Source organism: Fictibacillus sp. 23RED33, assembly GCF_015903925.1.
Classification (GTDB): Bacteria; Bacillota; Bacilli; order Bacillales; family Fictibacillaceae; genus Fictibacillus; species Fictibacillus phosphorivorans.
Genome location: NZ_JACZDX010000010.1, coordinates 24,000 through 43,800, shown reverse-complemented (window position 1 = coordinate 43,800; position 19,801 = coordinate 24,000). Strand labels below are relative to the sequence as shown.

23 protein-coding genes and 3 riboswitches are annotated in these 19,801 nt (G+C 38.2%); of the genes, 14 read left to right on the top strand and 9 right to left on the bottom strand.

What is annotated here, in order from left to right:
* The first annotated feature begins 249 nt into the window (after positions 1 to 249).
* The 3 genes from IHV09_RS20305 (at position 250) to IHV09_RS20295 (ending at position 3,768) form a co-directional block, all read left to right on the top strand.
* Complete coding sequence (locus IHV09_RS20305; RefSeq protein ID WP_197265357.1) at positions 250 to 1,317, top strand: Fe(3+) ABC transporter substrate-binding protein; 1,068 nt, start codon at positions 250 to 252, stop codon at positions 1,315 to 1,317.
* A gap of 115 nt (positions 1,318 to 1,432) precedes the next feature.
* Entirely contained in the window at positions 1,433 to 3,055 is a 1,623-nt protein-coding gene (locus IHV09_RS20300) for an ABC transporter permease (protein WP_197132174.1), read from the top strand.
* Positions 3,055 to 3,768 carry an ABC transporter ATP-binding protein gene (locus IHV09_RS20295; RefSeq protein ID WP_197131854.1) on the top strand — a complete coding sequence of 238 codons (714 nt, stop codon included), beginning with the start codon at positions 3,055 to 3,057 and terminating at the stop codon, positions 3,766 to 3,768. Before IHV09_RS20300 ends, IHV09_RS20295 begins: the two co-directional genes overlap by 1 nt.
* Before the next feature lie 206 nt (positions 3,769 to 3,974).
* On the opposite strand, the gene IHV09_RS20290 is transcribed toward IHV09_RS20295, so the two are convergent.
* Positions 3,975 to 4,169 carry a hypothetical protein gene (locus tag IHV09_RS20290; RefSeq protein ID WP_144698448.1) on the bottom strand — a complete coding sequence of 65 codons (195 nt, stop codon included), beginning with the start codon at positions 4,167 to 4,169 and terminating at the stop codon, positions 3,975 to 3,977.
* Positions 4,170 to 4,346: 177 nt separating this feature from the next.
* A riboswitch (cyclic di-AMP (ydaO/yuaA leader) is annotated at positions 4,347 to 4,513 on the top strand.
* 168 nt (positions 4,514 to 4,681) lie between these two features.
* Between IHV09_RS20290 and IHV09_RS20285 the strand changes: the two genes are divergently transcribed.
* Together IHV09_RS20285 and IHV09_RS20280 are read left to right on the top strand one after the other, a co-directional pair.
* Positions 4,682 to 5,917, top strand: a complete 1,236-nt coding sequence (locus IHV09_RS20285; RefSeq protein ID WP_197131851.1) for a dicarboxylate/amino acid:cation symporter — start codon at positions 4,682 to 4,684, stop codon at positions 5,915 to 5,917.
* Positions 5,918 to 6,073: 156 nt separating this feature from the next.
* Positions 6,074 to 6,763, top strand: a complete 690-nt coding sequence (locus tag IHV09_RS20280) for a hypothetical protein (protein ID WP_197265356.1) — start codon at positions 6,074 to 6,076, stop codon at positions 6,761 to 6,763.
* Here IHV09_RS20280 and IHV09_RS20275 read toward each other — a convergent pair.
* Positions 6,760 to 7,335 carry a DNA-3-methyladenine glycosylase gene (locus tag IHV09_RS20275; protein WP_197265355.1) on the bottom strand — a complete coding sequence of 192 codons (576 nt, stop codon included), beginning with the start codon at positions 7,333 to 7,335 and terminating at the stop codon, positions 6,760 to 6,762. The two genes, IHV09_RS20280 and IHV09_RS20275, sit on opposite strands and share 4 nt — an antisense overlap.
* A 166-nt stretch (positions 7,336 to 7,501) precedes the next feature.
* Here IHV09_RS20275 and IHV09_RS20270 point away from each other — a divergent pair, with 166 nt between their 5' ends.
* The 4 genes from IHV09_RS20270 (at position 7,502) to abbA (ending at position 8,695) form a co-directional block, all read left to right on the top strand.
* Positions 7,502 to 7,666, top strand: coding sequence for a hypothetical protein (locus IHV09_RS20270; RefSeq protein WP_153237601.1), 165 nt, complete (start codon positions 7,502 to 7,504; stop codon positions 7,664 to 7,666).
* Between the two features lie 125 nt (positions 7,667 to 7,791).
* Complete coding sequence (fbpA, locus tag IHV09_RS20265) at positions 7,792 to 7,980, top strand: Fur-regulated basic protein FbpA (protein ID WP_197131841.1); 189 nt, start codon at positions 7,792 to 7,794, stop codon at positions 7,978 to 7,980.
* A 123-nt stretch (positions 7,981 to 8,103) separates the two neighbouring features.
* A riboswitch (cyclic di-GMP riboswitch) is annotated at positions 8,104 to 8,187 on the top strand.
* A 44-nt stretch (positions 8,188 to 8,231) separates the two neighbouring features.
* A complete protein-coding gene (locus IHV09_RS20260; RefSeq protein WP_197265354.1) occupies positions 8,232 to 8,417 on the top strand; it encodes a hypothetical protein in 186 nt (61 codons plus the stop codon).
* Positions 8,418 to 8,509: 92 nt separating this feature from the next.
* A complete protein-coding gene (abbA, locus tag IHV09_RS20255) occupies positions 8,510 to 8,695 on the top strand; it encodes an antirepressor AbbA (protein WP_197131837.1) in 186 nt (61 codons plus the stop codon).
* Between the two features lie 46 nt (positions 8,696 to 8,741).
* On the opposite strand, the gene IHV09_RS20250 is transcribed toward abbA, so the two are convergent.
* Complete coding sequence (locus IHV09_RS20250) at positions 8,742 to 8,954, bottom strand: hypothetical protein (protein WP_137788569.1); 213 nt, start codon at positions 8,952 to 8,954, stop codon at positions 8,742 to 8,744.
* A 213-nt stretch (positions 8,955 to 9,167) separates the two neighbouring features.
* Between IHV09_RS20250 and IHV09_RS20245 the strand changes: the two genes are divergently transcribed.
* The 3 genes from IHV09_RS20245 (at position 9,168) to ytkD (ending at position 10,750) form a co-directional block, all read left to right on the top strand.
* Positions 9,168 to 9,431 (top strand): holin, encoded by a 264-nt coding sequence (locus tag IHV09_RS20245; protein ID WP_197131834.1) that lies wholly within the window; start codon positions 9,168 to 9,170, stop codon positions 9,429 to 9,431.
* Positions 9,432 to 9,547: 116 nt separating this feature from the next.
* A complete protein-coding gene (locus IHV09_RS20240; RefSeq protein WP_197265353.1) occupies positions 9,548 to 10,087 on the top strand; it encodes a hypothetical protein in 540 nt (179 codons plus the stop codon).
* 183 nt (positions 10,088 to 10,270) lie between these two features.
* Complete coding sequence (gene ytkD, locus IHV09_RS20235) at positions 10,271 to 10,750, top strand: RNA deprotection pyrophosphohydrolase (RefSeq protein ID WP_231618436.1); 480 nt, start codon at positions 10,271 to 10,273, stop codon at positions 10,748 to 10,750.
* Between the two features lie 9 nt (positions 10,751 to 10,759).
* Here ytkD and IHV09_RS20230 read toward each other — a convergent pair whose 3' ends face one another.
* From IHV09_RS20230 to IHV09_RS20220, 3 genes are all read right to left on the bottom strand, one after another.
* Complete coding sequence (locus IHV09_RS20230; RefSeq protein ID WP_197189627.1) at positions 10,760 to 11,566, bottom strand: ABC transporter permease; 807 nt, start codon at positions 11,564 to 11,566, stop codon at positions 10,760 to 10,762.
* A complete protein-coding gene (locus tag IHV09_RS20225) occupies positions 11,544 to 12,323 on the bottom strand; it encodes an ABC transporter ATP-binding protein (protein ID WP_197131825.1) in 780 nt (259 codons plus the stop codon). Before IHV09_RS20225 ends, IHV09_RS20230 begins: the two co-directional genes overlap by 23 nt.
* 121 nt (positions 12,324 to 12,444) lie before the next feature.
* The gene (locus IHV09_RS20220; protein ID WP_370569009.1) at positions 12,445 to 13,392 is read right to left on the bottom strand and encodes an ABC transporter substrate-binding protein; all 948 of its coding nucleotides are present in this window, start codon (positions 13,390 to 13,392) and stop codon (positions 12,445 to 12,447) included.
* A gap of 160 nt (positions 13,393 to 13,552) precedes the next feature.
* On the opposite strand from IHV09_RS20220, the gene IHV09_RS20215 reads away from it, so the two are divergent.
* Entirely contained in the window at positions 13,553 to 14,350 is a 798-nt protein-coding gene (locus IHV09_RS20215; protein WP_197193610.1) for an alpha/beta hydrolase family protein, read from the top strand.
* A gap of 68 nt (positions 14,351 to 14,418) precedes the next feature.
* On the opposite strand, the gene pckA is transcribed toward IHV09_RS20215, so the two are convergent.
* Positions 14,419 to 16,002: a phosphoenolpyruvate carboxykinase (ATP) gene (pckA, locus tag IHV09_RS20210; protein WP_197265352.1), complete on the bottom strand. Its 1,584-nt coding sequence runs from the start codon at positions 16,000 to 16,002 to the stop codon at positions 14,419 to 14,421.
* A gap of 261 nt (positions 16,003 to 16,263) precedes the next feature.
* Positions 16,264 to 16,394, top strand: a riboswitch (SAM riboswitch).
* Positions 16,395 to 16,558: 164 nt separating this feature from the next.
* On the opposite strand from pckA, the gene metK reads away from it, so the two are divergent.
* The gene (gene metK, locus IHV09_RS20205) at positions 16,559 to 17,764 is read left to right on the top strand and encodes a methionine adenosyltransferase (RefSeq protein ID WP_197131813.1); all 1,206 of its coding nucleotides are present in this window, start codon (positions 16,559 to 16,561) and stop codon (positions 17,762 to 17,764) included.
* A 266-nt stretch (positions 17,765 to 18,030) separates the two neighbouring features.
* On the opposite strand, the gene IHV09_RS20200 is transcribed toward metK, so the two are convergent.
* Positions 18,031 to 19,188, bottom strand: a complete 1,158-nt coding sequence (locus IHV09_RS20200; protein ID WP_197265351.1) for a glycosyltransferase family 4 protein — start codon at positions 19,186 to 19,188, stop codon at positions 18,031 to 18,033.
* A 15-nt stretch (positions 19,189 to 19,203) separates the two neighbouring features.
* The gene (locus IHV09_RS20195; RefSeq protein ID WP_197189622.1) at positions 19,204 to 19,755 is read right to left on the bottom strand and encodes a phosphatase PAP2 family protein; all 552 of its coding nucleotides are present in this window, start codon (positions 19,753 to 19,755) and stop codon (positions 19,204 to 19,206) included.
* Positions 19,756 to 19,801: the final 46 nt, after the last annotated feature.

The window sequence follows — 19,801 nt, the reverse complement described above, 5'->3', positions numbered from 1 at the left end:
CCAGGGCGAAACTTGAGCGTCGTTTGTGAGTTTCGTTTTTTATAAGTATTACCTCCGAGCTTGTCCGAACCTGATACTTGGCATCTTTCACTCCAATCAGCTCTTAAAGGAGATTAGGATTTGAGAGCAATAATCCATCAGAGAAAAACATTTAAAAAAACGGTTGACTTGAGAATGATTATCATTATAATTAAAAGTGAAGTTGATAATCGTTTTCAATTACTTATACATAAAAGGAGTAACTGACATATGTTTAAAAAGAATCTTTTTACGGTTGTTACAATGGTCCTACTAGCTGCTTTAGTCTTAGCAGGCTGTGGTAAATCAAACGAGGGTGCGAGTTCGAATAATAATGAGACAAAAAAAGAAGAAGTAAACCTATATACAAGTCGTCACTATGAAGTTGATGATAAAATCTTTGCTGATTTTACAAAAGAGACAGGAATTAAAGTTAACCTTATTAAGGGTAAAGAAGATGAGTTGATCGAGCGTCTTACAAGAGAAGGGAAAGCAACAAAAGGAGACCTTTTCTTCACATCTGATGCTGGACGTTTACACTGGGCAAAAGATAAAGACCTCTTACAAAGTGTAGAAAGCGAAACTTTGAATAAGAATATTCCTGATAATTTAAGAGATAAAGACAATCAATGGTTCGGTCTAACAAAACGTGCACGTGTTATCGTATATGATCAGAAAAAAGTAGACAAATCAGAACTATCTACTTATGAAGCGTTAACTGAAGAAAAATGGAAAGGTAAAGTTCTGATCCGTTCATCAGAAAATATTTACAATCAATCATTAGTATCATCCTTTATTTCATTAAACGGAAAAGATGAAGCGAAGAAGTGGGCAGAAGGGATCGTTAACAACATGGCTCGTGATCCACAAGGTGGAGACAAAGACCAAGCGAAAGGTATCGCTGCTGGTGAAGGTGATGTTGCCATAATGAACTCATACTATTTTGGTCAGATGTTGAACTCAGAAGATCCTGAAGAAGTGAAAGTTGCTAAACAGCTGAGTGTGTTTTTCCCTAACCAAGAAACAACAGGTACTCACATCAATATTAGTGGTATAGGTGTTACGAAACACGCTAAGAACAAAGAGAATGCTATAGAATTAATGGAATATCTGTCTAGTCCAAAAGTTCAAGAAGTATTTGCTGAAGCCAACTACGAGTATCCGGTTAATAAAGAAGTAGAACCTTCAGAGCTTTTAGAGTCTTGGGGTCCGTTTAAAGAACAAGATCTTAACCTTTCTGAGTTAGGTGAAAACAATGCAGATGCTGTTAAGATTATGAATGAAGTCAGCTGGAAATAAACGTTAATATTTTGCCGTATCACGATTTGTGATACGGCTAATTCCATGTAAAAACAAACAACAAGAACAATGCTGATGAGTAAAGAAGGTGAAAATATTGTATTTCATTCGAAAAATGAGATCACAGTTTAATAGTTGGGCTTTGCTTAGTGTGATTTTTTCTACTTTAATCCTTTTACCGGCTTTGCTCATCATGGTTCAGTTATTCGCTGAGAGTAATGAGAATTGGGAACACATTAAAGAATTCATGTTGAAAAATTATATCGTAAATTCCGTGACACTCGTTGGTTTTACTGGTCTTTTCACAGTGCTGATCGGTGTAAGTGCGGCATGGCTAGTTTCCGCCTATAAAGTTCCTATGCATCGGTTCTTTAAGTGGGGTCTTATCCTCCCACTTGCGATTCCACCATACATTGGAGCCTATACGTACCATGGTATTTTAAATTATACAGGTGTCATTCAGACGTCACTAAGGAACCAGTTTGGTATAAAAGTGGACCAAAAGTTCTTTGACATCATGAACATACCCGGTGCTGTTTTTATCTTTACGATGTTCCTATATCCATATGTATATATCATCACAAAAAGTTTCTTAGAAAATCAGTCATCATCACTGATTGAGAATGCACGGTTGCTAGGAAAAGGATCGTTCATGACATTTATACAAGTCGTCCTTCCTGTGTCACGTGCAGCGATCGTTGGTGGAGTTAGTTTGGTCATTCTTGAAGTTTTCAATGATTACGGGGTAGTAAAGTATTTTGGTATTCAAACATTTAGTACAGCAATATTTCAAGCGTGGTTTGGGATGGGAGATATCTATTCGGCTATCAAGTTAGCGGGTACTTTGATGTTTATCGTAGTTTTGATCTTGATCTTAGAAAAAGTAATAAGGGGCAGGAAACAGTATAGCTATTCCACTTCAAAAGTCCGCCCGTTACAACCTAAAGAACTTAAAGGTTGGAAAAAGTTCGCTGTGCTTAGTTTTTTCATCTCTTTATTTGCTCTAGCTTTCGGAATTCCTTTCATTCAGCTTATACATTGGGTGTATATGACTTATGACGTTATTTTAAATACTGCTTTTGTTGACTTGATTTGGAACTCGGTCTTTGTTGCTTCTATAGGTTCAGTTCTTATCATTATCGTCGCTCTAATTATCGCCAACTTTAGTCGTCTATCAAAAGGTTGGATGGGGAAGCTTTTTTCAAAAATAACGGTTTTAGGGTATTCGATTCCTGGAGCTGTAATTGCAATAGGTGTATTGACCTTATTTCTCTCACTAGACGAAAAGGTATTCACGTTATATGAATGGTTAGGGTTAGAGCCAACTCTTGTGCTGAGCTTAAGTATTAGTATGCTGATCTTTGCCTATGTGGTCCGTTTTCTAGCAGTTGGTTTTAACTCCATCGAATCAGGCTTTGATAAGGTAGGAACGGTTTTCACAGAAGCTTCTAGGACATTAGGTATGTCGGTAACGAAGACGTTTTTTAAAGTGGATATTAAGATGATTAAAGGTGCTATTGCTGGTGGTTTTATCCTTGTTTTTGTAGATATATTAAAAGAGCTGCCTCTTACTCTTATCCTTCAGCCTTTTAATTTTTATACGCTAGCTACCAAAACATTTCAATACGCAAGTGACGAACGTATTCACGAAGCCTCTGTTTCATCAATGGTGATTATTTGTATAAGTGCACTTTCCATCTTCTTTTTACACAGAGTTTTAGAAAAGGAGCCAAAATAATGTTTGTTCAAATCAAAGACTTAGCGTTTCATTATAAAAATTCGCGTAACCCTTTGTTCGAAAATCTTTCTTTAAACTTTAATCAAGGAGAAGTTTCGGTGATCTTAGGAGAAAGCGGAAGCGGGAAAAGTACGTTACTTCGTCTTATAGCAGGACTAGAGGTGCCCTCAAGAGGATCGATCCTCATAGATCAGGCTGTCATGAATGATACATTTCGTTTTGTTCAGCCAGAAAAACGTGGTGTAGGTTTGGTTTTTCAAGATTATGCTTTGTTCCCTCATATGACGGTTGAAAAGAACATAAAATTTGGCTTAACGAAAATGAATCGTAAGCAGAAGCAAGCACGCATGGAAGAATTATTGGCTATTGTGGGAATGGAGGACTATGCTTCTCGTTATCCTTATGAATTGAGCGGTGGACAGCAGCAGCGTGTTGCACTAGCTAGGGCTATGGCACCAAATCCATCTTTGATCATGTTTGATGAACCATTTAGCAATCTCGATTCTAAGCTTCAACTACAGATTCGGGATGAGTTACAGGAAATTTTAAAACGTACGGGGATCACGTCTATTTTTGTAACTCACGATGAAGAGGATGCTCGTGCTATAGGGGACAGGATCATACTAATGAACAATGGAAAGATACAGGATGAAGGGCGTCCAGAAATGGTATTGAAGAGGAATAAAGAACAATTATCACTCGCATACGTATAAAAACAAAAAACCGGGATATCCCGGTTTTTATTTTTGGCTGTTTTCTAAAGAATTGTTACTAATAGATCTTTTTGAATTTGCCTATATAACTGTTGATTGGAGTGGTAAAGTGACACGTACGAATGTGGTTCACGCCTGCCCCATGGAAAGCGAGCAGCCTGGAACGGAAATCCACACTTCCAAAAGAAACTATGTTTTAAACAGCCTTATTTTTTAAATTGAGTATCTAATTTACCGTTCATATCGATTAAAAATCCGATTTCTCTTCCTAATAATTCACCTAATTCTTTTGCTTTCTTTTCGCTTTCGTTCTTTATTTGTTCAATCGTAAGTTCACCTTTTAATTTGGATGCTCCAACGATTATACTTAATTCACCTTTTTCATAAAATACGATTTTCATTTACAATACCTCCCTGAAAAATAGAACCTTATATATAATTCGTTTTTTTCTATATGCTTTTGGGGTAGAAGTGAGAATATGGAAAAACATTCATCATGAAACAATTAATTGGAATAAATAAGCATAGTGAGTATTCTTGACAAAAATTTATGTATGTTGATAAAATTAGAGCATATTATATATGATTCGCTGAATTCGGATGTTCTATTCTATAGAATATCTTGAAGCGGGGGAACCACGATATGGCTTATAAAGCCTAGGGATGAATTTGTGCATACACAAAAGGGACAACTCTCAATTTCCTAATCCGACAGCTAACCTCGTAAGCGTTTTTGGAGAGAGAACTCTATACATGGGCTCAGTCTATGTGTTGCGGTGTATTCCCACGGAAAATCCTCTCTATTTTCGGTGGGTTTTTATATGCAACAAATAGGGCATGTATTAGTATAAAATTTCTTCATCGTACTGCACACTAAATAGTGAGAAGATTTTAACAAAGGGGGTACTTTATTATGAAATTGTCTACAAAAATTTTAATTGCACTTGCACTTGGGGTTGTCGCGGGATTAATTCTTAATCTAGCTGTACCAGATGCTTTTTCAACACTGGATAAATACGTTTTAAAGCCAGTCGGGACATTATTCTTAAACCTTATTAAAATGTTAGTTGTTCCAATTGTTTTTTTCTCAATCGTACTTGGAACTGCGGGATTAGGTGATCCGAAGAAACTTGGAAGAGTGGGTGCCAAAACGGTTGGGTTCTTCTTAGGAACTACAACAATTGCGATTACGATCGCGATGGCTTTAGCGCTTATCTTTCAACCAGGTGTAGGGGACTTTAAAACAGAAGGTGCTAAGTTTGAGCAACAAGAAGCGCCAGCAGTTACGGACACGTTGCTGAACATTATTCCTACTAATCCAATTCAATCGATGGCTGAAGGAAACATGCTTCAAATTATCGCGTTTTCCGTATTTGTAGGATTTGCTTTAACGATGTTGGGAAGCAAAACAAAAGGTATTATGGATTTAATTGAACAAGGTAACGACATTATGATGTATCTTGTAAACCTAATTATGAAATTTGCTCCATATGGTGCTTTTGCATTGATTGCTTCAGCGGTAGGAAGTCAAGGAATGGATGCTATCAAAGCGATGGGCTTATACATGAGCGTAGTTATTTTAGCTTTATTCATCCACTCTGTTGTCGCGTATGGTGGTTCAATTGCTCTATTTGCAAAGAAGAGCCCGCTCTGGTTCTTTAAAGGCTTTGCGCCGGCAATGTCAGTTGGATTTAGTACGTCTAGTTCAAATGCAACACTTCCAATCTCAATGAAAACAGCTCAAGAGAATTTAGGTGTTCGAAAATCGATAAGTGGTTTTGTACAGCCGCTTGGTGCAACGATTAACATGGATGGAACAGCTATCATGCAAGGTGTTGCGACGATTTTTATCGCTCAAGTATACGATGTTAACTTAGGTTTAACACAGATGCTTACTGTTATTTTAACGGCAGTGCTTGCTAGTATCGGTACAGCTGGTGTTCCTGGAGTTGGATTGATCATGTTAGCGATGGTATTGAACTCTGTAGGATTACCTGTCGAGGGTATTGCCTTAATCCTAGGTGTTGATAGACTTCTTGATATGCTTAGAACAGCTGTTAACATCACTGGTGATGCTGCTTGTGCTGTAATCGTTGATAAAGGCGAAGACAAACATCTTGGGACTCGTGAACAAGAAGTTAGTGCATAAATAATCACTTCAAAAGGCCGCGGTGTATACATATACCTGCGGCCTTTTTGTATGCCCATTTCCCTAGTTTACAAATGTTGAGTAAATAAATGTAAGCACTAATGAAAAATCATGGTAAAATAAGAAGATACTTAATGAGATTTCGGAGTGATCTTCTTGGAAAAATGGCTAGAGATACTAACGCTTGCAGCAAAGATCATATGGGTACAGATTCAAACCGCTATTAATCCTATCATCGAGTTAACAGAGAGCGCGATGAACTCTTTTTGGTTTGTCTTTTCACTCACGATCATCACAGGCTACGTATTACTAAGGCTTGTACAGAATGCAATTACTTATTATCAAGCTCATAATTTTATTCACAGAAAAATGAATAACGAACCCGCTAGTGATATAGAATTCACCCTATTTATGAAATCCCTTTGGAAGAAAGATCGATCTAAAGGTTTAGTGGCCAATGCCAAATCAGCTAAAAGCAGATACCTCCAGTTCAATGCTCAAGAACGTTTATCCATCCAGAACTACTTGCAGCATCGACTGAAATTTTTACGTACGAACCAGCCATTGTTCATCTTGGGAGCTGTTGTGATTGGAGTGCTTTCAAGTATAACAGTGAATGTTCTACCGATCGAGGCGGCTGCGCTTACTGCGGAAAATGTATTGAAAACAACGTTGTTCATCCTTTTCTGGTTGTTCATTATGCAAGCAAAATACGTTGCTATGAAAAAACAAACGTATCATCATCTAGCATGGATGCAAGATACCAATCGGACAACAGCGGTTGATTACATGCGGGAAGAGGATGTTACGGTTTCAACGAACAAAGAAAACAACCCTGCGTATTAACGTGATACGTAAGGGTTGTTTTTTATCCAGAACCGATAAGGATAATGAACAGCTTCTTCGGCATAGTGTATACCTATGCGTGGGCCAGAGATTATTTCATTTGGTACTAATTCAATTCCTTGTTCTATCCGTATATTTTCCTGATTCATTTTTTTACCATTATCATTCAATGTGAACCCCATTGCTTTGCTCAGTTTACCTGGACCATTCGTAAGCTGAACCTCATTCTTTACGCTCGCTCTTCTTTCCTTCATTATTTCTATTCCTTCAATTGGTTGCAGTGCTCTAATTAGTATGGCTTCAGGTTTATTAACGGGTCCGGAAACGATATTAAAGCAAACATGCATCCCATAAATAAAATAGGTGTAAATTGTACCTGCTTCACCGTACATCACTTCTGTTCTAGCTGTTCTTCGATTGTTATAGGAATGCGCAGCTCGATCTTCAGGGCCTAGATAGGCTTCAGTTTCCACGATGTATCCCGATGTTATTACGTCTTCATGGATATGTATCAGTTTCATTCCTAAGAGATCTTTTGCTAGATCTAGAGTTGGTAATCCCCATAGTTTCATTTATATCTCCTTGTTATGTATGACATGTATTATTTATTAGTACAATAACAACAGGTTCATGTAAATTTATGTTTCCTTTTGTCGAAGTTTTACAAACCGTAAAAAAGAGGAAATTACGAAAGAAAAAAGAATTTTTTATAAAGCAGATGAATAGGAGGCGTTTAATATGGACGGTTGGGTGAATGAAACAGGAATTTATGAAAATCTCTCCAAACGACGCTGGGAGTACTGGGAAGTAAGTCAACATGGAATTAAAACCATGGTTTCCTGGCTATGCTGGAATGCCCCTAATTCGGTTTATGAACAATGGAGTAAATCTGTCTTACACTAGCAATAATCTCGTGTGAAGTTCCTTTTTGTATAAGGAACTTTTTTGTTTGCTTAGCAGGCTTGAATCTTCTTTTATGTGGTTAGAATGGATAACAATGATGATTCACAAAAAGGAGAAGATTTTATATGGATTCGCAGAAAGGACAACTGCGTCGAGCGGTTGAAGGACGTAAACAACGACTCATCCAGCATCTAATTCATAGAGGTTTGTATGGGTATGAAGACCATAGGTATCTAACTGATTTTACATTAAGTGAACTAGAGTTAGAATGGAAGAATGCTCAATTTATTGATCAAGAAAATCATATAAGCTAAATCGTTTAAATAGTAAAAAAATAATGAGTCTTCTTAACTATTTTCTGATATAATATACCTATAAAATAGGAAGAATGTCTTGTGGGATTTATCCAAAATGGCTAAAACATATCGCCATATATCGTTTGATAAAGGCAAACTCATTGAAAAGTGAGGACGCAAAGCTAAAGGGGCTTCATTTTCCAAATATGCCAGCCAGCTACCTTACGACATTATCCTTCGATTTATGAAATCATTTAGGGGGGATATCATTGAATCAGCACTTATTATTCTTTTCATGGTCAGCGATTGGTTTTTATTTTGCAACAATTTTTTTTCTAACACTTTTACTGTTTTTCACTAGAAGCCAGCTTAAAAAAGATAACAGAATCATAGATGTTTTTACAAATATCCTAATCATTTTAGGTGCTATCGCTTGGGTGGTTATCACGAGTTAAATACTGAATTGCAAAATTTCCAAATTTTTAGTAAGGATAAGCATAGAACCCTCACGTTATAATGGATTTATGAATGAGAGGGGGATTAACAATTGGATAAATTGAGGATAAACCTTACCGATGATGAAAAAGAATTGTTAATTGAAGCACTGTTGAGTCAAGGGTATGCATATGAAGTTGTTGATTCTGAGCTAAAAGATCTAGAATACGAGCTCAAGCCAGATTATGAATCAAAAGTAAGAAGACTGAACGGACTTTTAAAAAAATTACATAATTAAAAAATAAAGCAAAAGGCCTTTTCTCAAGGGTCTTTTGCTTTTTACGTTAAGTATCTAATAATCCTTTTCTTCTGGCTTCCATACGCCATTCAGCTTCTTTTACTAATCTTCTAGGTAATTTACCTCTGTTTTTTAAGAATGACCAATACGTTAAATATTGTTTTGGTCTGGAAACTGGTGAGACATTTCTAGCATACTCCCACCAAGAAATTTCATTTGCTTCTAAGCGTATTAAAAAAAGATCATCGCCTTTTACCATAAAACTCACTCCTGTCTTGCCTTTCGTTACCAATAGTATTGACTCAATTCAATAAAATAACCGAAAAAAATCATGGCACTTTATTTTATGCGATCTGTTATATAACGCTTAGGACAAAAAGTAATTTTTTATTTTGGCAGGAAATAAGTTATGAAGCTTGAATCTTTAAGTTACTAAAGGAAGGTCGTGCTAATGAAAAGGGGGGTGGTCCTGTTGGAGCAAGTACTCATGTTTTCATCACTATTAGCTCCTTTAGTGACAGCTATGATGGAGCTCTTAAAACGTACTTTCCCGATTCCGAAAAAATATATACCCATTACTAGTTTTTTTATGGGATTGATGATTGGATTGTTAGCTGCCCCTGTTACAGAGATGAATGTAGAGCTACGGTTATGGTCTGGAGGAATCGCGGGCTTAGCCGCCACAGGATTGTATGAGATCGGTAAGAAAAGTAAAAAATATAAAAGAGCAAGTTAGAGAGGTTCATGTGATTATTTATGGTAGCACTTTCATCTTTTGCTTAAAAAGGGTTTAGAATTCCGAAATCAGTGAATAGATTATAGTAAGAAAACAATGTCAGGCGGTGAACTATCATGAAAGCTTTTCTAGCACTATGTTTGGCTGTTATGCTATCATTCATCATTGTCCCTAACATTCCTGAAAACGTTCAAGAGAAGTCCGGTGCCTCGGACAAGATTATCACTCAGCCAGTAACGGCTGAAGAAACGAAAGAAAAACAAACTGCACCTGCATTTACGGAGGATATCGCGAAGAAACAGGCGAATCTCTTTATTGAAGCATTAAAGCAAGAAACGGATGAAAACTATAGGGTTTTAAATTATTCTAATAAAGAAGAATATATGACATACTTAACGAATTTTGTGTCTAAAGATCTAGCTGCTTATTATACGGATGGATTATTTGAGGAACGAGAAAGCTCCTTGTATATTATTCCAACTGAACTTCCACCATGGTTAGAAGAAAGTGAACCTGTAATAATTAAACAGCTTTCAGATCATTCTTATAGAGTTCACCAAAAAAATGAGTCTGATCTTTATGGTTCTTATGAAATTACATTAGGATTTGAGTATATGAACGGGAAATGGATTATTACATTTACATCAGTAGATTAAACATGGGTTTTACCACCCATGTTTTTTTACGATTAGATTGAATAGACTAGGATTGTTACATAATAGAAAGAGGAAGTTATTAGCTCTTTAGAAGCGTACGTATAAAGAGTAGCAATTAAAACAAATGGACTTTAAATGTTGTGAACTTTACAATAAAGGAAACAGTCGAGATGGAGTAGTGTGATGGATATAATTACATTTAAAGATTTTTATAACAACACTGTACAATTGTCGTTTTCAGACCACCCCTTTTCGGATACGCCTAAACATGTGTGGTGTTTGTGTAAATTTAAAGATCAATGGTTGCTGACAGAACATCCGAGACGTGGAATTGAATTTCCAGGTGGAAAAGTAGAACCAGGAGAAACCGCAGACGAAGCAGCAGTTCGGGAAGTTTTTGAAGAAACGGGTGGAAGAGTATCCGATCTTAAGTATATTGGTCAGTACTTTGTCGATGGTAAAGGCGGAAAGATCATTAAGAATATTTATGTTGCGACTGTGGATAAGATTCTTTTAAAACATCGTTATTTTGAAACGAACGGGCCAGTCTTAATGAGTGAGTTACCTGAAGATGTATCCACTGATAAGGCGTTCAGTTTTATGATGAAAGACCAGGTGCTAAAGGAGAGTATGAAATACGCCCTTCTGCATTCCCTGGCCTAGATTGTTAGATCATATTCGGTGTTTAATAAGTTTTCGCTCAAGCCATTCGACTCCTTGATACATGATGGTAGCCATAACGGCAATGATCAAGAGACTCATCAGCACGAGTGTGAAGTTAAAGACTTGGAATCCGTAGATAATCATGTACCCTAAGCCTTGTTTTGAGACAAGGAACTCACCTACGATAACACCTACCCATGACAACCCCACATTTACTTTTAAAGATGATATGATATTCGGAAAACAGGCTGGAAGGATTACCTCCTTAAAGCACTGTTTTTTATTTCCTCCAAAAGATCGGACCACTTTAATATAGTTAGGGTCCACATTTTGAAACGCCGTATAGACGACGAGGGTCGTTATGATGATCGAGATTAAAATTCCCATAGCGATGATTGAACCGAAGTTCGGGCCGATTGCAACGATCAATATAGGCCCTAACGCTACTTTAGGCATGGCGTTTAAAACAACAAGATAGGGATCAAGGACTTTAGATAGAAATGGAGACCACCAAAGCAGGGCTGCAAGTAAAGTCCCAAGCAGTGTACCTAATATAAATCCTAATACGGTCTCGCCTAGAGTGAATATTACGTGAATATAAAGTGATCCATCACTAACCTTTTCTATAAAAAGAGACCCTATCTTCGTTGGTGAACTAAACAGTAAAGGATTGATCCAACCTCGTAGAGAGGCAACTTCCCATAACAAGAAAAAGCTGATAAAAATAAATAGTTGAACAAGACGTATATTTCGATTTTCTTTTTTTATCGATTCAAGATACTCGTGGTGAATCTTACTCTTTATCGTTTTGTTCAATGTGCTCCAACTCCTCCCATATTTGCTGAAAGGTTGCTGAAAAGTCTGGATGCTGACGAGCTTCAAAGGGAGGGAGATCTCTTAATGTTTCTGGCATTTTAAACGTCCTGAAAATACGTCCAGGATTTGTTGATAACAGGATAACAGTATCACTCATCGCGATGGCCTCACCGATATCATGTGTAACTAAGATAGCTGTTTTTCCATGTTCTTTTAGAGTTGAGGATACGAGATCTTCAAGCTTTAACTTTGTTTGGTAATCGAGTGCTGAGAAGGGCTCATCGAGCAAGAGAATCTTAGGCTGTGTAGCGAGTGTGCGAACGAGCGCCACCCTCTGTCTCATACCTCCAGAAAGCTCTGAAGGAAATTTTGTTAATGTATGATCAAGCCCGATCTCTTTAAGAAGTCGTATAGCGGATTGAACGTTTTCTAAGGAATGCTGATTCCTCAGTTTTAAACCAAGCGTTATGTTATCCTGGATCGTTTTCCATGGAAATAGATAGTCTTGCTGTAGCATGTAACCGATTTTTGGGTGCGGAGAAGTAATTTGTTGATTATTCACCATTACCGATCCGACCGTTGGTGTTAATAGACCAGCGATCATAGATAGAAGTGTAGATTTACCGCACCCGCTTGGTCCCAGTAAGGATATAAACTCGCCTTCTTGTACAGAAAGCGAAATATCTTCTAAGGCCGTTGTGGCAGACGTTTTTGAAAAGTAAGTTTGCCCGACAGATTTTAGTTGTAATAAAGCCACGACGATCCCTCCTGAATTTTTATTTGTAATCTCAGCAAATCATCAGTAAAGCTTCTCGTGTAAAAATGCAACAAGAAGCTCATTTTTGTAGCTGTCTCATTATGCAGAGACGTAAGTTCTCTTATTTAATGGCTTTCTTAGCTATTTGAGTATCAACAAGAATGTTATAATCCACTTTCTTCGGAAGTTCTCCCGCTTCATCCATAATAGTCTGTAAGTTGTTCCACTCTTCTTCATCTAATATCGGGTTAAGAGCGAAACTGTGTTGATTCTTGTATCGGTCCACAACGGTTTCAATAAGTTCCACAGGGGTATCTTCAAAATATGGTGCGATTACTTTTGCGATCTCTTTTGCCGAATGGTTCTCGACCCATAACTGTGCTTTATATAAGCCTTTTGTAAATTTCTCCAATGTTTCTTTGTTTTCTTTTATATAGCTTTGTTTTGACATGAATGTTGTATAAGGAATCTTCCCGGACTCGGCACCGAACGAAGCGACAATGTGCCCAATTCCTTCTTGCTCAAAAAGACTTGCTTGCGGCTCGAATAATTGAACGTAATCTCCAGTTCCAGATGCAAAGGCGTTTGCAATATTGGCAAAATCAATATTTTGAATCATTGTTAGATCATTCTTAGGATCGATCCCGTGTTTCTTTATACCAAACTCACCTGCCATCTGTGGCATTCCACCTTTACGCTGACCTAAGAAAGTACTGCCTTTTAATTGATCCCACGAAAAGAATTCCGGCTTTTTCCTTGCAACCAAGAAAGTACCGTCTGTCTGAGTGAGTTGTGCAAAGTTAATAACAGGGTCAGTCGATTCTTGTGCATGTACATAGATTGTTGTTTCAGAACCAACGAGTGCTACGTCTGCTCCATCAGATAGAAGAGCCGTCATCGTTTTGTCGCCGCCCCAGGTCGTAGTCAGCTCAACGTCCAAACCTTCTTCTTTAAAAAAGCCTTTTTCTATGGCAACATATTGTGGAGCGTAAAAAATGGATCGTGTTACTTCGGCGATTCTGATCTTATCTTTTTTAGGGCTTGAGGTATTGCACCCTGCCAGCAGCATGGAGAAAGCTAGTAAACAAGTAAAAAGTAGCATTAGTTTTCTTTTGAAATATTTCATATTGGATCCTCCTGCACATAGGAATGAAGTCATGACTTTTATGTAATAATGTATGTGATTGGTGCAAATGTGTGTTTGCCCACAAAAATAAAGGAGTGTAGGAATGAAAAAGGCAAAAATGATAGAGTGGCAGCGATTTCCTTCTCCGCATCCTACCATTCGTTTGTATGTAGTTACTTATTTAAATGATGGGTTAAAAATAAAAGGACTAGCAGCATTACCAGAAGGGAAAGGACCTTTTCCGGGTTTCCTTTATCTCAGGGGCGGAATCAAGTCCGTTGGCATGGTCAGAATTGCTAGGATCATTCAGTTTGCCTCACAAGGATTTGTTGTGATGGCTCCCTATTATCGTGGAAATCTAGGGGGGGAAGGCAACGAAGATTTTGCTGGGGAAGATCGAACAGATGCATTTGCAGCTTATGAAGTTTTGAAGCAGTTTCCAAAAGTAGATGAAGAGGACATTCATGTGTTCGGATTTTCTCGTGGCGGTCCTATGGCCTTGTTTACGGCAATGAAATATCCTGAGATACGTTCTGTCGTAACATGGGGCGGTGTGACTGATATGGCTATCACCTATGCAGAGAGAGAGGATCTGCGCAGGATGATGAAGAGAGTTATTGGAGGAACACCAGAGAAATATCCAGAAGAATTTGAATGGCGATCGCCGCTTAATTATTGTGAAGAATTAGATACACCCTTACTTTGCATTCACGGTATGAAGGATGAGAATGTAACGGTCGAACACACACTTAAGATAGAAAAAAGATTAAAAGAACTCAAAAAGCCATGTGAAACATGGATCTATCCGGAGTACACCCATTATTTTCCTCCAAAAGAGAACCGGAAGATTACATATGCTTTATGCGCATGGATGAAAGGACATGGAAAAGGAGCTGAATGAGATTTTAGCTCCTTTTCATAAATGAAAAAACCTTCCATCGCTAGAATGGAAGGTCATTATTCCGTGTATTAAACGAGCGGTCCAGCTTGAGAAATCTCAGCTGAAACAGACTTGAATTTTTCAAAGTTCGCATTAAATTGACCAGCAAGTTCTTTCGCTTTCACATCATAAGCGTCTTGATCACTCCATGTTTTCTTCGGTTGAAGAACTTGGTCCGGTACCCCAGGGCAATGTGTTGGGATATGAAGCCCAAAAATAGGATCTACTACTGTTTCAACTGAGGCAAGCTCGCCTTCTAGAGCAGCCTGCACCATTGCACGTGTATGACCTAGGTTCATACGACTTCCAATACCGTACTCTCCACCAGACCAGCCTGTGTTAACAAGGTAAACTTGAACATTGTGCTGATCAATTTTCTTGCCAAGCATCTCAGCATAAACGGTAGCAGGAAGTGGCAGGAATGGAGCGCCAAAGCAAGTTGAGAAAGTAGCTTGTGGTGATGTTACGCCTCTTTCTGTTCCTGCAAGTTTGCTCGTGTATCCTGATAGGAAATGATACATCGCTTGTTCTTTAGTAAGTTTGCTGATCGGAGGCAGTACACCGAATGCATCAGCAGTTAAGAAGATGATTGTATTCGGGTGACCTGCGACACTTGGTTGAATAATATTAGGAATAGCATCAACAGGATAAGCAGCACGTGTGTTTTCTGTTAGTGAAGAATCTTTATAATCCGCTTCTCTTGTAACGGGATCGATCATAACATTCTCTAAAACGCTTCCAAAACGAATCGCATTCCAGATCTGTGGTTCTTTTTCTTTAGAAAGATCGATTGTTTTAGCATAGCATCCACCTTCGATATTGAAGACACCGGTGTTAGCCCAACCATGCTCATCATCTCCGATTAAGCGACGGTTCGGATCAGCTGATAATGTAGTTTTACCAGTTCCAGAAAGTCCGAAGAATAAAGCTACATCTCCTTCATTCCCAACGTTGGCAGAGCAGTGCATAGATAGGATGCCTTTTTCAGGAAGAATGTAGTTCATGACAGAGAATACAGATTTTTTGATTTCACCTGCGTACTCAGTACCACCGATAAGGACAATTTTCTTTTCAAAAGAGACGATAATAAATGTTTCTGAGTTAGTTCCATCTTCAGCCGGATTAGCTTGAAATCCTGGTGCTGAAATCACTGTGAATTGAGATTCATGAGAACCTAGCTCATCGTGGTTCGGGCGCACAAACATTTGGTGAGCAAAAAGGTTATGCCATGCATACTCGTTAATTACTTGGATAGGAAGGCGATACTCGCGGTCCGCACCAGCAAACCCTTTAAATACGAATAGTTCTTCTTTATTGCTTAAGTATTGGAGTACTTTTTTGTATAATTTATCAAAGTTTTCTGGTGAAAATGGTTTATTTACCTTTCCCCAATCGATTGAATCTTTAATGGAAGCATCTTCAACGATAAATTTATCCTCAGGGGAACGGCCTGTGTATTTCCCCGTTGTAGCTTGAAGTGCTCCTGTGGATGTAAGGATGCCCTCGTTGCGCTGAAGAGATTTTTCTACTAAAACCGGAACAGGTAAGTTCTGGTGAGTTGTTTCACGGGTCACAAGATCGTTTAAGGTTGTCGTAAATTCCAATGTATTCATATGAGACAGTACCATCCTTTATCCTAGAGTGATATATTCGAAAATTAGTATAACACATTGATTTAAATAATGTATACTATTTTATGAAAGTGCATCAAAAAAGTTCTTACTTCTGAAAAAAAGAACAAAAAGTTGTGAATTATCCATCTTATTTAAAACGCTTTCATTCTATAGAATATAATACTCCAAACTTATTGCTATTCATAGGGTTTTCTATTGACAGAGGTGAAGCATTACGCTATCATATTTCGAGAACGGCTACTCTTATTCTGAGTAGGTGGAGGGACAGGCCCTATGAAACCCAGCAACCGACATGAAAGTGGCAATAATAACGCTACTGGAAATGAAAAGGTGCTAACCTGCAAGGTGAAAATAACCTTGGACAATAAGAGGTTGAAGGCATTTTGGTTTTATAAACCTTTTCCCTCGTGAATGTATGTGAGACAGGGAAGGGCTTTTTTTATGCCTTTTTCAGGTTAAGAACATAAACTGTGTAAAATAGATAAGAATAAAGTACCGTATCATACTCAAAAGCAGTTAAAGGGAGGATATTAACTTGTCCAAAAAAGTTAGTCGTCGTTTATTTACATCAGAATCCGTTACAGAAGGCCATCCAGATAAAATCTGTGACCAAATCTCAGATGCGATTCTAGATGAAATTTTAGCTAATGATGCAAATGCTCGTGTAGCATGTGAAACATCTGTAACTACAGGTCTTGTACTTGTTGCAGGTGAGATCACAACTTCTACTTATGTAGATATCCCAAAAGTTGTACGTGAGACAATTAAAGAAATCGGTTATGACCGTGCCAAATATGGTTTCGATTCTGAAACATGTGCAGTACTAACTTCTATCGATGAGCAATCTGCTGATATCGCGATGGGTGTTGACCAAGCTCTTGAAGCAAGAGAAGGTTCTATGACAGATGCTGAGATCGAAGCGATCGGTGCAGGTGACCAAGGTCTAATGTTCGGATATGCTTGTAACGAGACAGAAGAGCTTATGCCTCTACCAATCTCACTAGCTCATAAATTATCTCGTCGTCTTACAGAGGTTCGTAAGTCTGAAGAGATTCCTTACTTGCGTCCAGATGGAAAAACTCAAGTAACTGTTGAATATGATGAGAACGACAAACCTGTTCGTATTGACACAATCGTAATTTCTACTCAGCATCACCCTGAGAACACACTTGAAGAAATTCAAAGAGACATCAAAGAAAAAGTAATCACGCCGGTTGTTCCTGCTGAACTGATCGACGAGAACACAAAATACTTCATCAACCCAACGGGCCGTTTCGTAATCGGCGGACCACAAGGTGATGCTGGACTTACTGGCCGTAAAATCATCGTAGATACATACGGTGGATATGCTCGTCACGGTGGTGGTGCATTCTCTGGTAAGGACGCAACTAAAGTTGACCGTTCTGCTGCTTATGCTGCTCGTTATGTTGCTAAAAACATCGTAGCATCAGGTCTTGCTGACAAAGTTGAAGTTCAGCTTGCTTATGCAATTGGTGTTGCTCAACCAGTATCAATCGCTGTAAACACGTTTGAAACAGGTAAAGTTTCTGAAGAAGTTCTTGTAGAACTAGTTCGCAACAACTTCGACCTTCGTCCGGCTGGAATCATTAAGATGCTTGATCTTCGCCGTCCGATCTACAAGCAAACTGCTGCATACGGCCACTTTGGACGTACTGACATCAACCTTCCTTGGGAGAACACAGATAAGGCTGCAGAGCTTAAGAAACAAGCAAATATTTAATAACATGTTAAACCAGACTTCCTTTTGGGAGTCTGGTTTTTTTAGTTATTTTAGAAGGCTATGTCGAAAATCGGATAAAAAATTTTATGTACGGAATTATTCGCTAGTTTTACGGATAAATGTTCTTTATCTGTGGATATAATTGTAATTACCTCGTAAAAAAAATTTGTGTATCTTCCAAACGAACATCTTAATCGCTAATGTTCATTTGGAAGATACGTTTATTTTATCCTCATATTTTCAAATCCTATTACCCTATTCACCTGCTACGCAATGATCGTTTTATTTTTATTCTTCGTATAAATAACTTCTTCATACTGCATTAAAAGGTTCCCGAAAATAGCTGACCAAGATTGAGTCATCGCATAATTTCTTGCTTTTCGTTTCATAGAGCCTAAGAGCATAGGATCTTCCATAATAGAAACGATATTTTGTATGAATGAGTCCGCTTCTCTAGCTTTGCAGATTCTACCCGTTACACCGTCTTGAACAATTTCAGCTACTCCGCCAGAATCAGACACGATAGCAGGTAACCCAGAGGCAGCTGCTTCTAAAACAACATTGCCGAACGTCTCTGTAGAAGAAGGGAAGACGAAAAGGTCGGCTGAAGCATAAACCCGCGCAAGATCTTCTCCAGATAGATAGCCTGCACATGTTACATTGCCATATTCAGTTTCCCACTGTTCGACATCACGGCGACTTGGTCCGTCACCCACAATCAGCCAATGAACATTCTCGCTCAAAGGGGATGGCAGCTTATCTATCATTTCTTTGAGGATGTTTAGATCCTTTTCAGGTGCTAGTCTTCCCACGAACAAGAAGATATACTTCTGTGTAATCTTATATTCTTCACGAACATGGAAATCTCGATTTTGAGGTGTGAACATCATACAGTCAACTCCTCTGGACCATATTTCAATAGAAGTAAAGCTTTTTGTGTATAAAATCTTCCGTGTTTCTTCACTTGGAACAAAGATCTTTTCAAAAGGTTTATGAAACCATTGCAGATAACGCCAGAGCAAGGGGGATAAGAAATCTAGATGGTAGTAAGCAAGGTAGCGGTCAAAATGAGTATGATAGGAGGCAACCATGGGAATGCTTTCTTTTTTACCGTATCTCATTCCGAACAGGCCAATATTAAAAGGAGTCGCAATATGGAGGAGATCAGGTTTAAATGTATTCAGTTCATCGTTCAAGGCTTTAAACTGAGGTATGGCAAGCCTGCACTCCGGATATAGAAAGAGTGGCAGGCTTTTCATTGCATAATATTGTTTGCCCTCTGTTTCTTGAACCTCTTCAAATGAAGGCATGATAACTTTATAGTCAACTCCATTGGTTTCTAGGTAACTCGTAAATCTTTTTAACGTACGAGCAACTCCGTTAATTTGTGGGTGGAACGTATCAGAAAAAAGAGCAAGCTTCATTTCTTCATCTCCTTTTTATAAGAAATAAGGCAAGACAAAGCTATTAACTAAGAACAAAGAAAAGAAGCTGGAGCTGATGCCTAGAATCATTCCTGCAAGTACATCAGATGGATAGTGAAGACCTAGATACATACGGGAGATGGCCACTAAAAGAGCAGCAACTAATAAAAATATACCGATAAACGGATTCAATAGTATTAAAGGCGTTACGATTGAAAATACGGCTGTTGTATGACCGGATGGAAAAGAATGATCTTTTAATGGGTTATCGCCGATGTTTGTATCTGGAAGGCTTAAATACGGTCTCTTTCTCGGGTACATTTTCTTAGAAATCGCAACAGGAATGTGGCTGATCAATAATGACAGCATACAAACAATTCCCCAAGACTTTAAATGCATAGGGAGAAATAACAGAAGCAGAATACTTGTTGAGATAGTAGCTGTTGCACCACCAAGATGTGTCCACAAGTGAAAAAAATGATCCATTGAATTTCTGTGTAATCTTCCATTAATCAGCCGGAAAAATGTACACTCTTTTTCATAAAGCCAGTCGATTACTTTTGTCATGAATATCCCCCTTACCATTCATATTTTGTTTGATACTATAATAATA

Bases quoted from the DNA above. Each gene is read 5' to 3' on its own strand.
- IHV09_RS20305 (WP_197265357.1), top strand. From the start codon at position 250: ATGTTTAAAAAGAATCTTTTTACGGTTGTTACAATGGTCCTACTAGCT.
- IHV09_RS20300 (WP_197132174.1), top strand. From the start codon at position 1,433: ATGAGATCACAGTTTAATAGTTGGGCTTTGCTTAGTGTGATTTTTTCT.
- IHV09_RS20295 (WP_197131854.1), top strand. From the start codon at position 3,055: ATGTTTGTTCAAATCAAAGACTTAGCGTTTCATTATAAAAATTCGCGT.
- IHV09_RS20290 (WP_144698448.1), bottom strand. From the start codon at position 4,169: ATGAAAATCGTATTTTATGAAAAAGGTGAATTAAGTATAATCGTTGGA.
- IHV09_RS20285 (WP_197131851.1), top strand. From the start codon at position 4,682: ATGAAATTGTCTACAAAAATTTTAATTGCACTTGCACTTGGGGTTGTC.
- IHV09_RS20275 (WP_197265355.1), bottom strand. From the start codon at position 7,335: ATGAAACTATGGGGATTACCAACTCTAGATCTAGCAAAAGATCTCTTA.
- IHV09_RS20270 (WP_153237601.1), top strand. From the start codon at position 7,502: ATGGACGGTTGGGTGAATGAAACAGGAATTTATGAAAATCTCTCCAAA.
- fbpA (WP_197131841.1), top strand. From the start codon at position 7,792: ATGGATTCGCAGAAAGGACAACTGCGTCGAGCGGTTGAAGGACGTAAA.
- IHV09_RS20250 (WP_137788569.1), bottom strand. From the start codon at position 8,954: ATGGTAAAAGGCGATGATCTTTTTTTAATACGCTTAGAAGCAAATGAA.
- IHV09_RS20240 (WP_197265353.1), top strand. From the start codon at position 9,548: ATGAAAGCTTTTCTAGCACTATGTTTGGCTGTTATGCTATCATTCATC.
- ytkD (WP_231618436.1), top strand. From the start codon at position 10,271: ATGGATATAATTACATTTAAAGATTTTTATAACAACACTGTACAATTG.
- IHV09_RS20220 (WP_370569009.1), bottom strand. From the start codon at position 13,392: ATGCTGCTGGCAGGGTGCAATACCTCAAGCCCTAAAAAAGATAAGATC.
- IHV09_RS20215 (WP_197193610.1), top strand. From the start codon at position 13,553: ATGAAAAAGGCAAAAATGATAGAGTGGCAGCGATTTCCTTCTCCGCAT.
- pckA (WP_197265352.1), bottom strand. From the start codon at position 16,002: ATGAATACATTGGAATTTACGACAACCTTAAACGATCTTGTGACCCGT.
- IHV09_RS20200 (WP_197265351.1), bottom strand. From the start codon at position 19,188: ATGAAGCTTGCTCTTTTTTCTGATACGTTCCACCCACAAATTAACGGA.
- IHV09_RS20195 (WP_197189622.1), bottom strand. From the start codon at position 19,755: ATGACAAAAGTAATCGACTGGCTTTATGAAAAAGAGTGTACATTTTTC.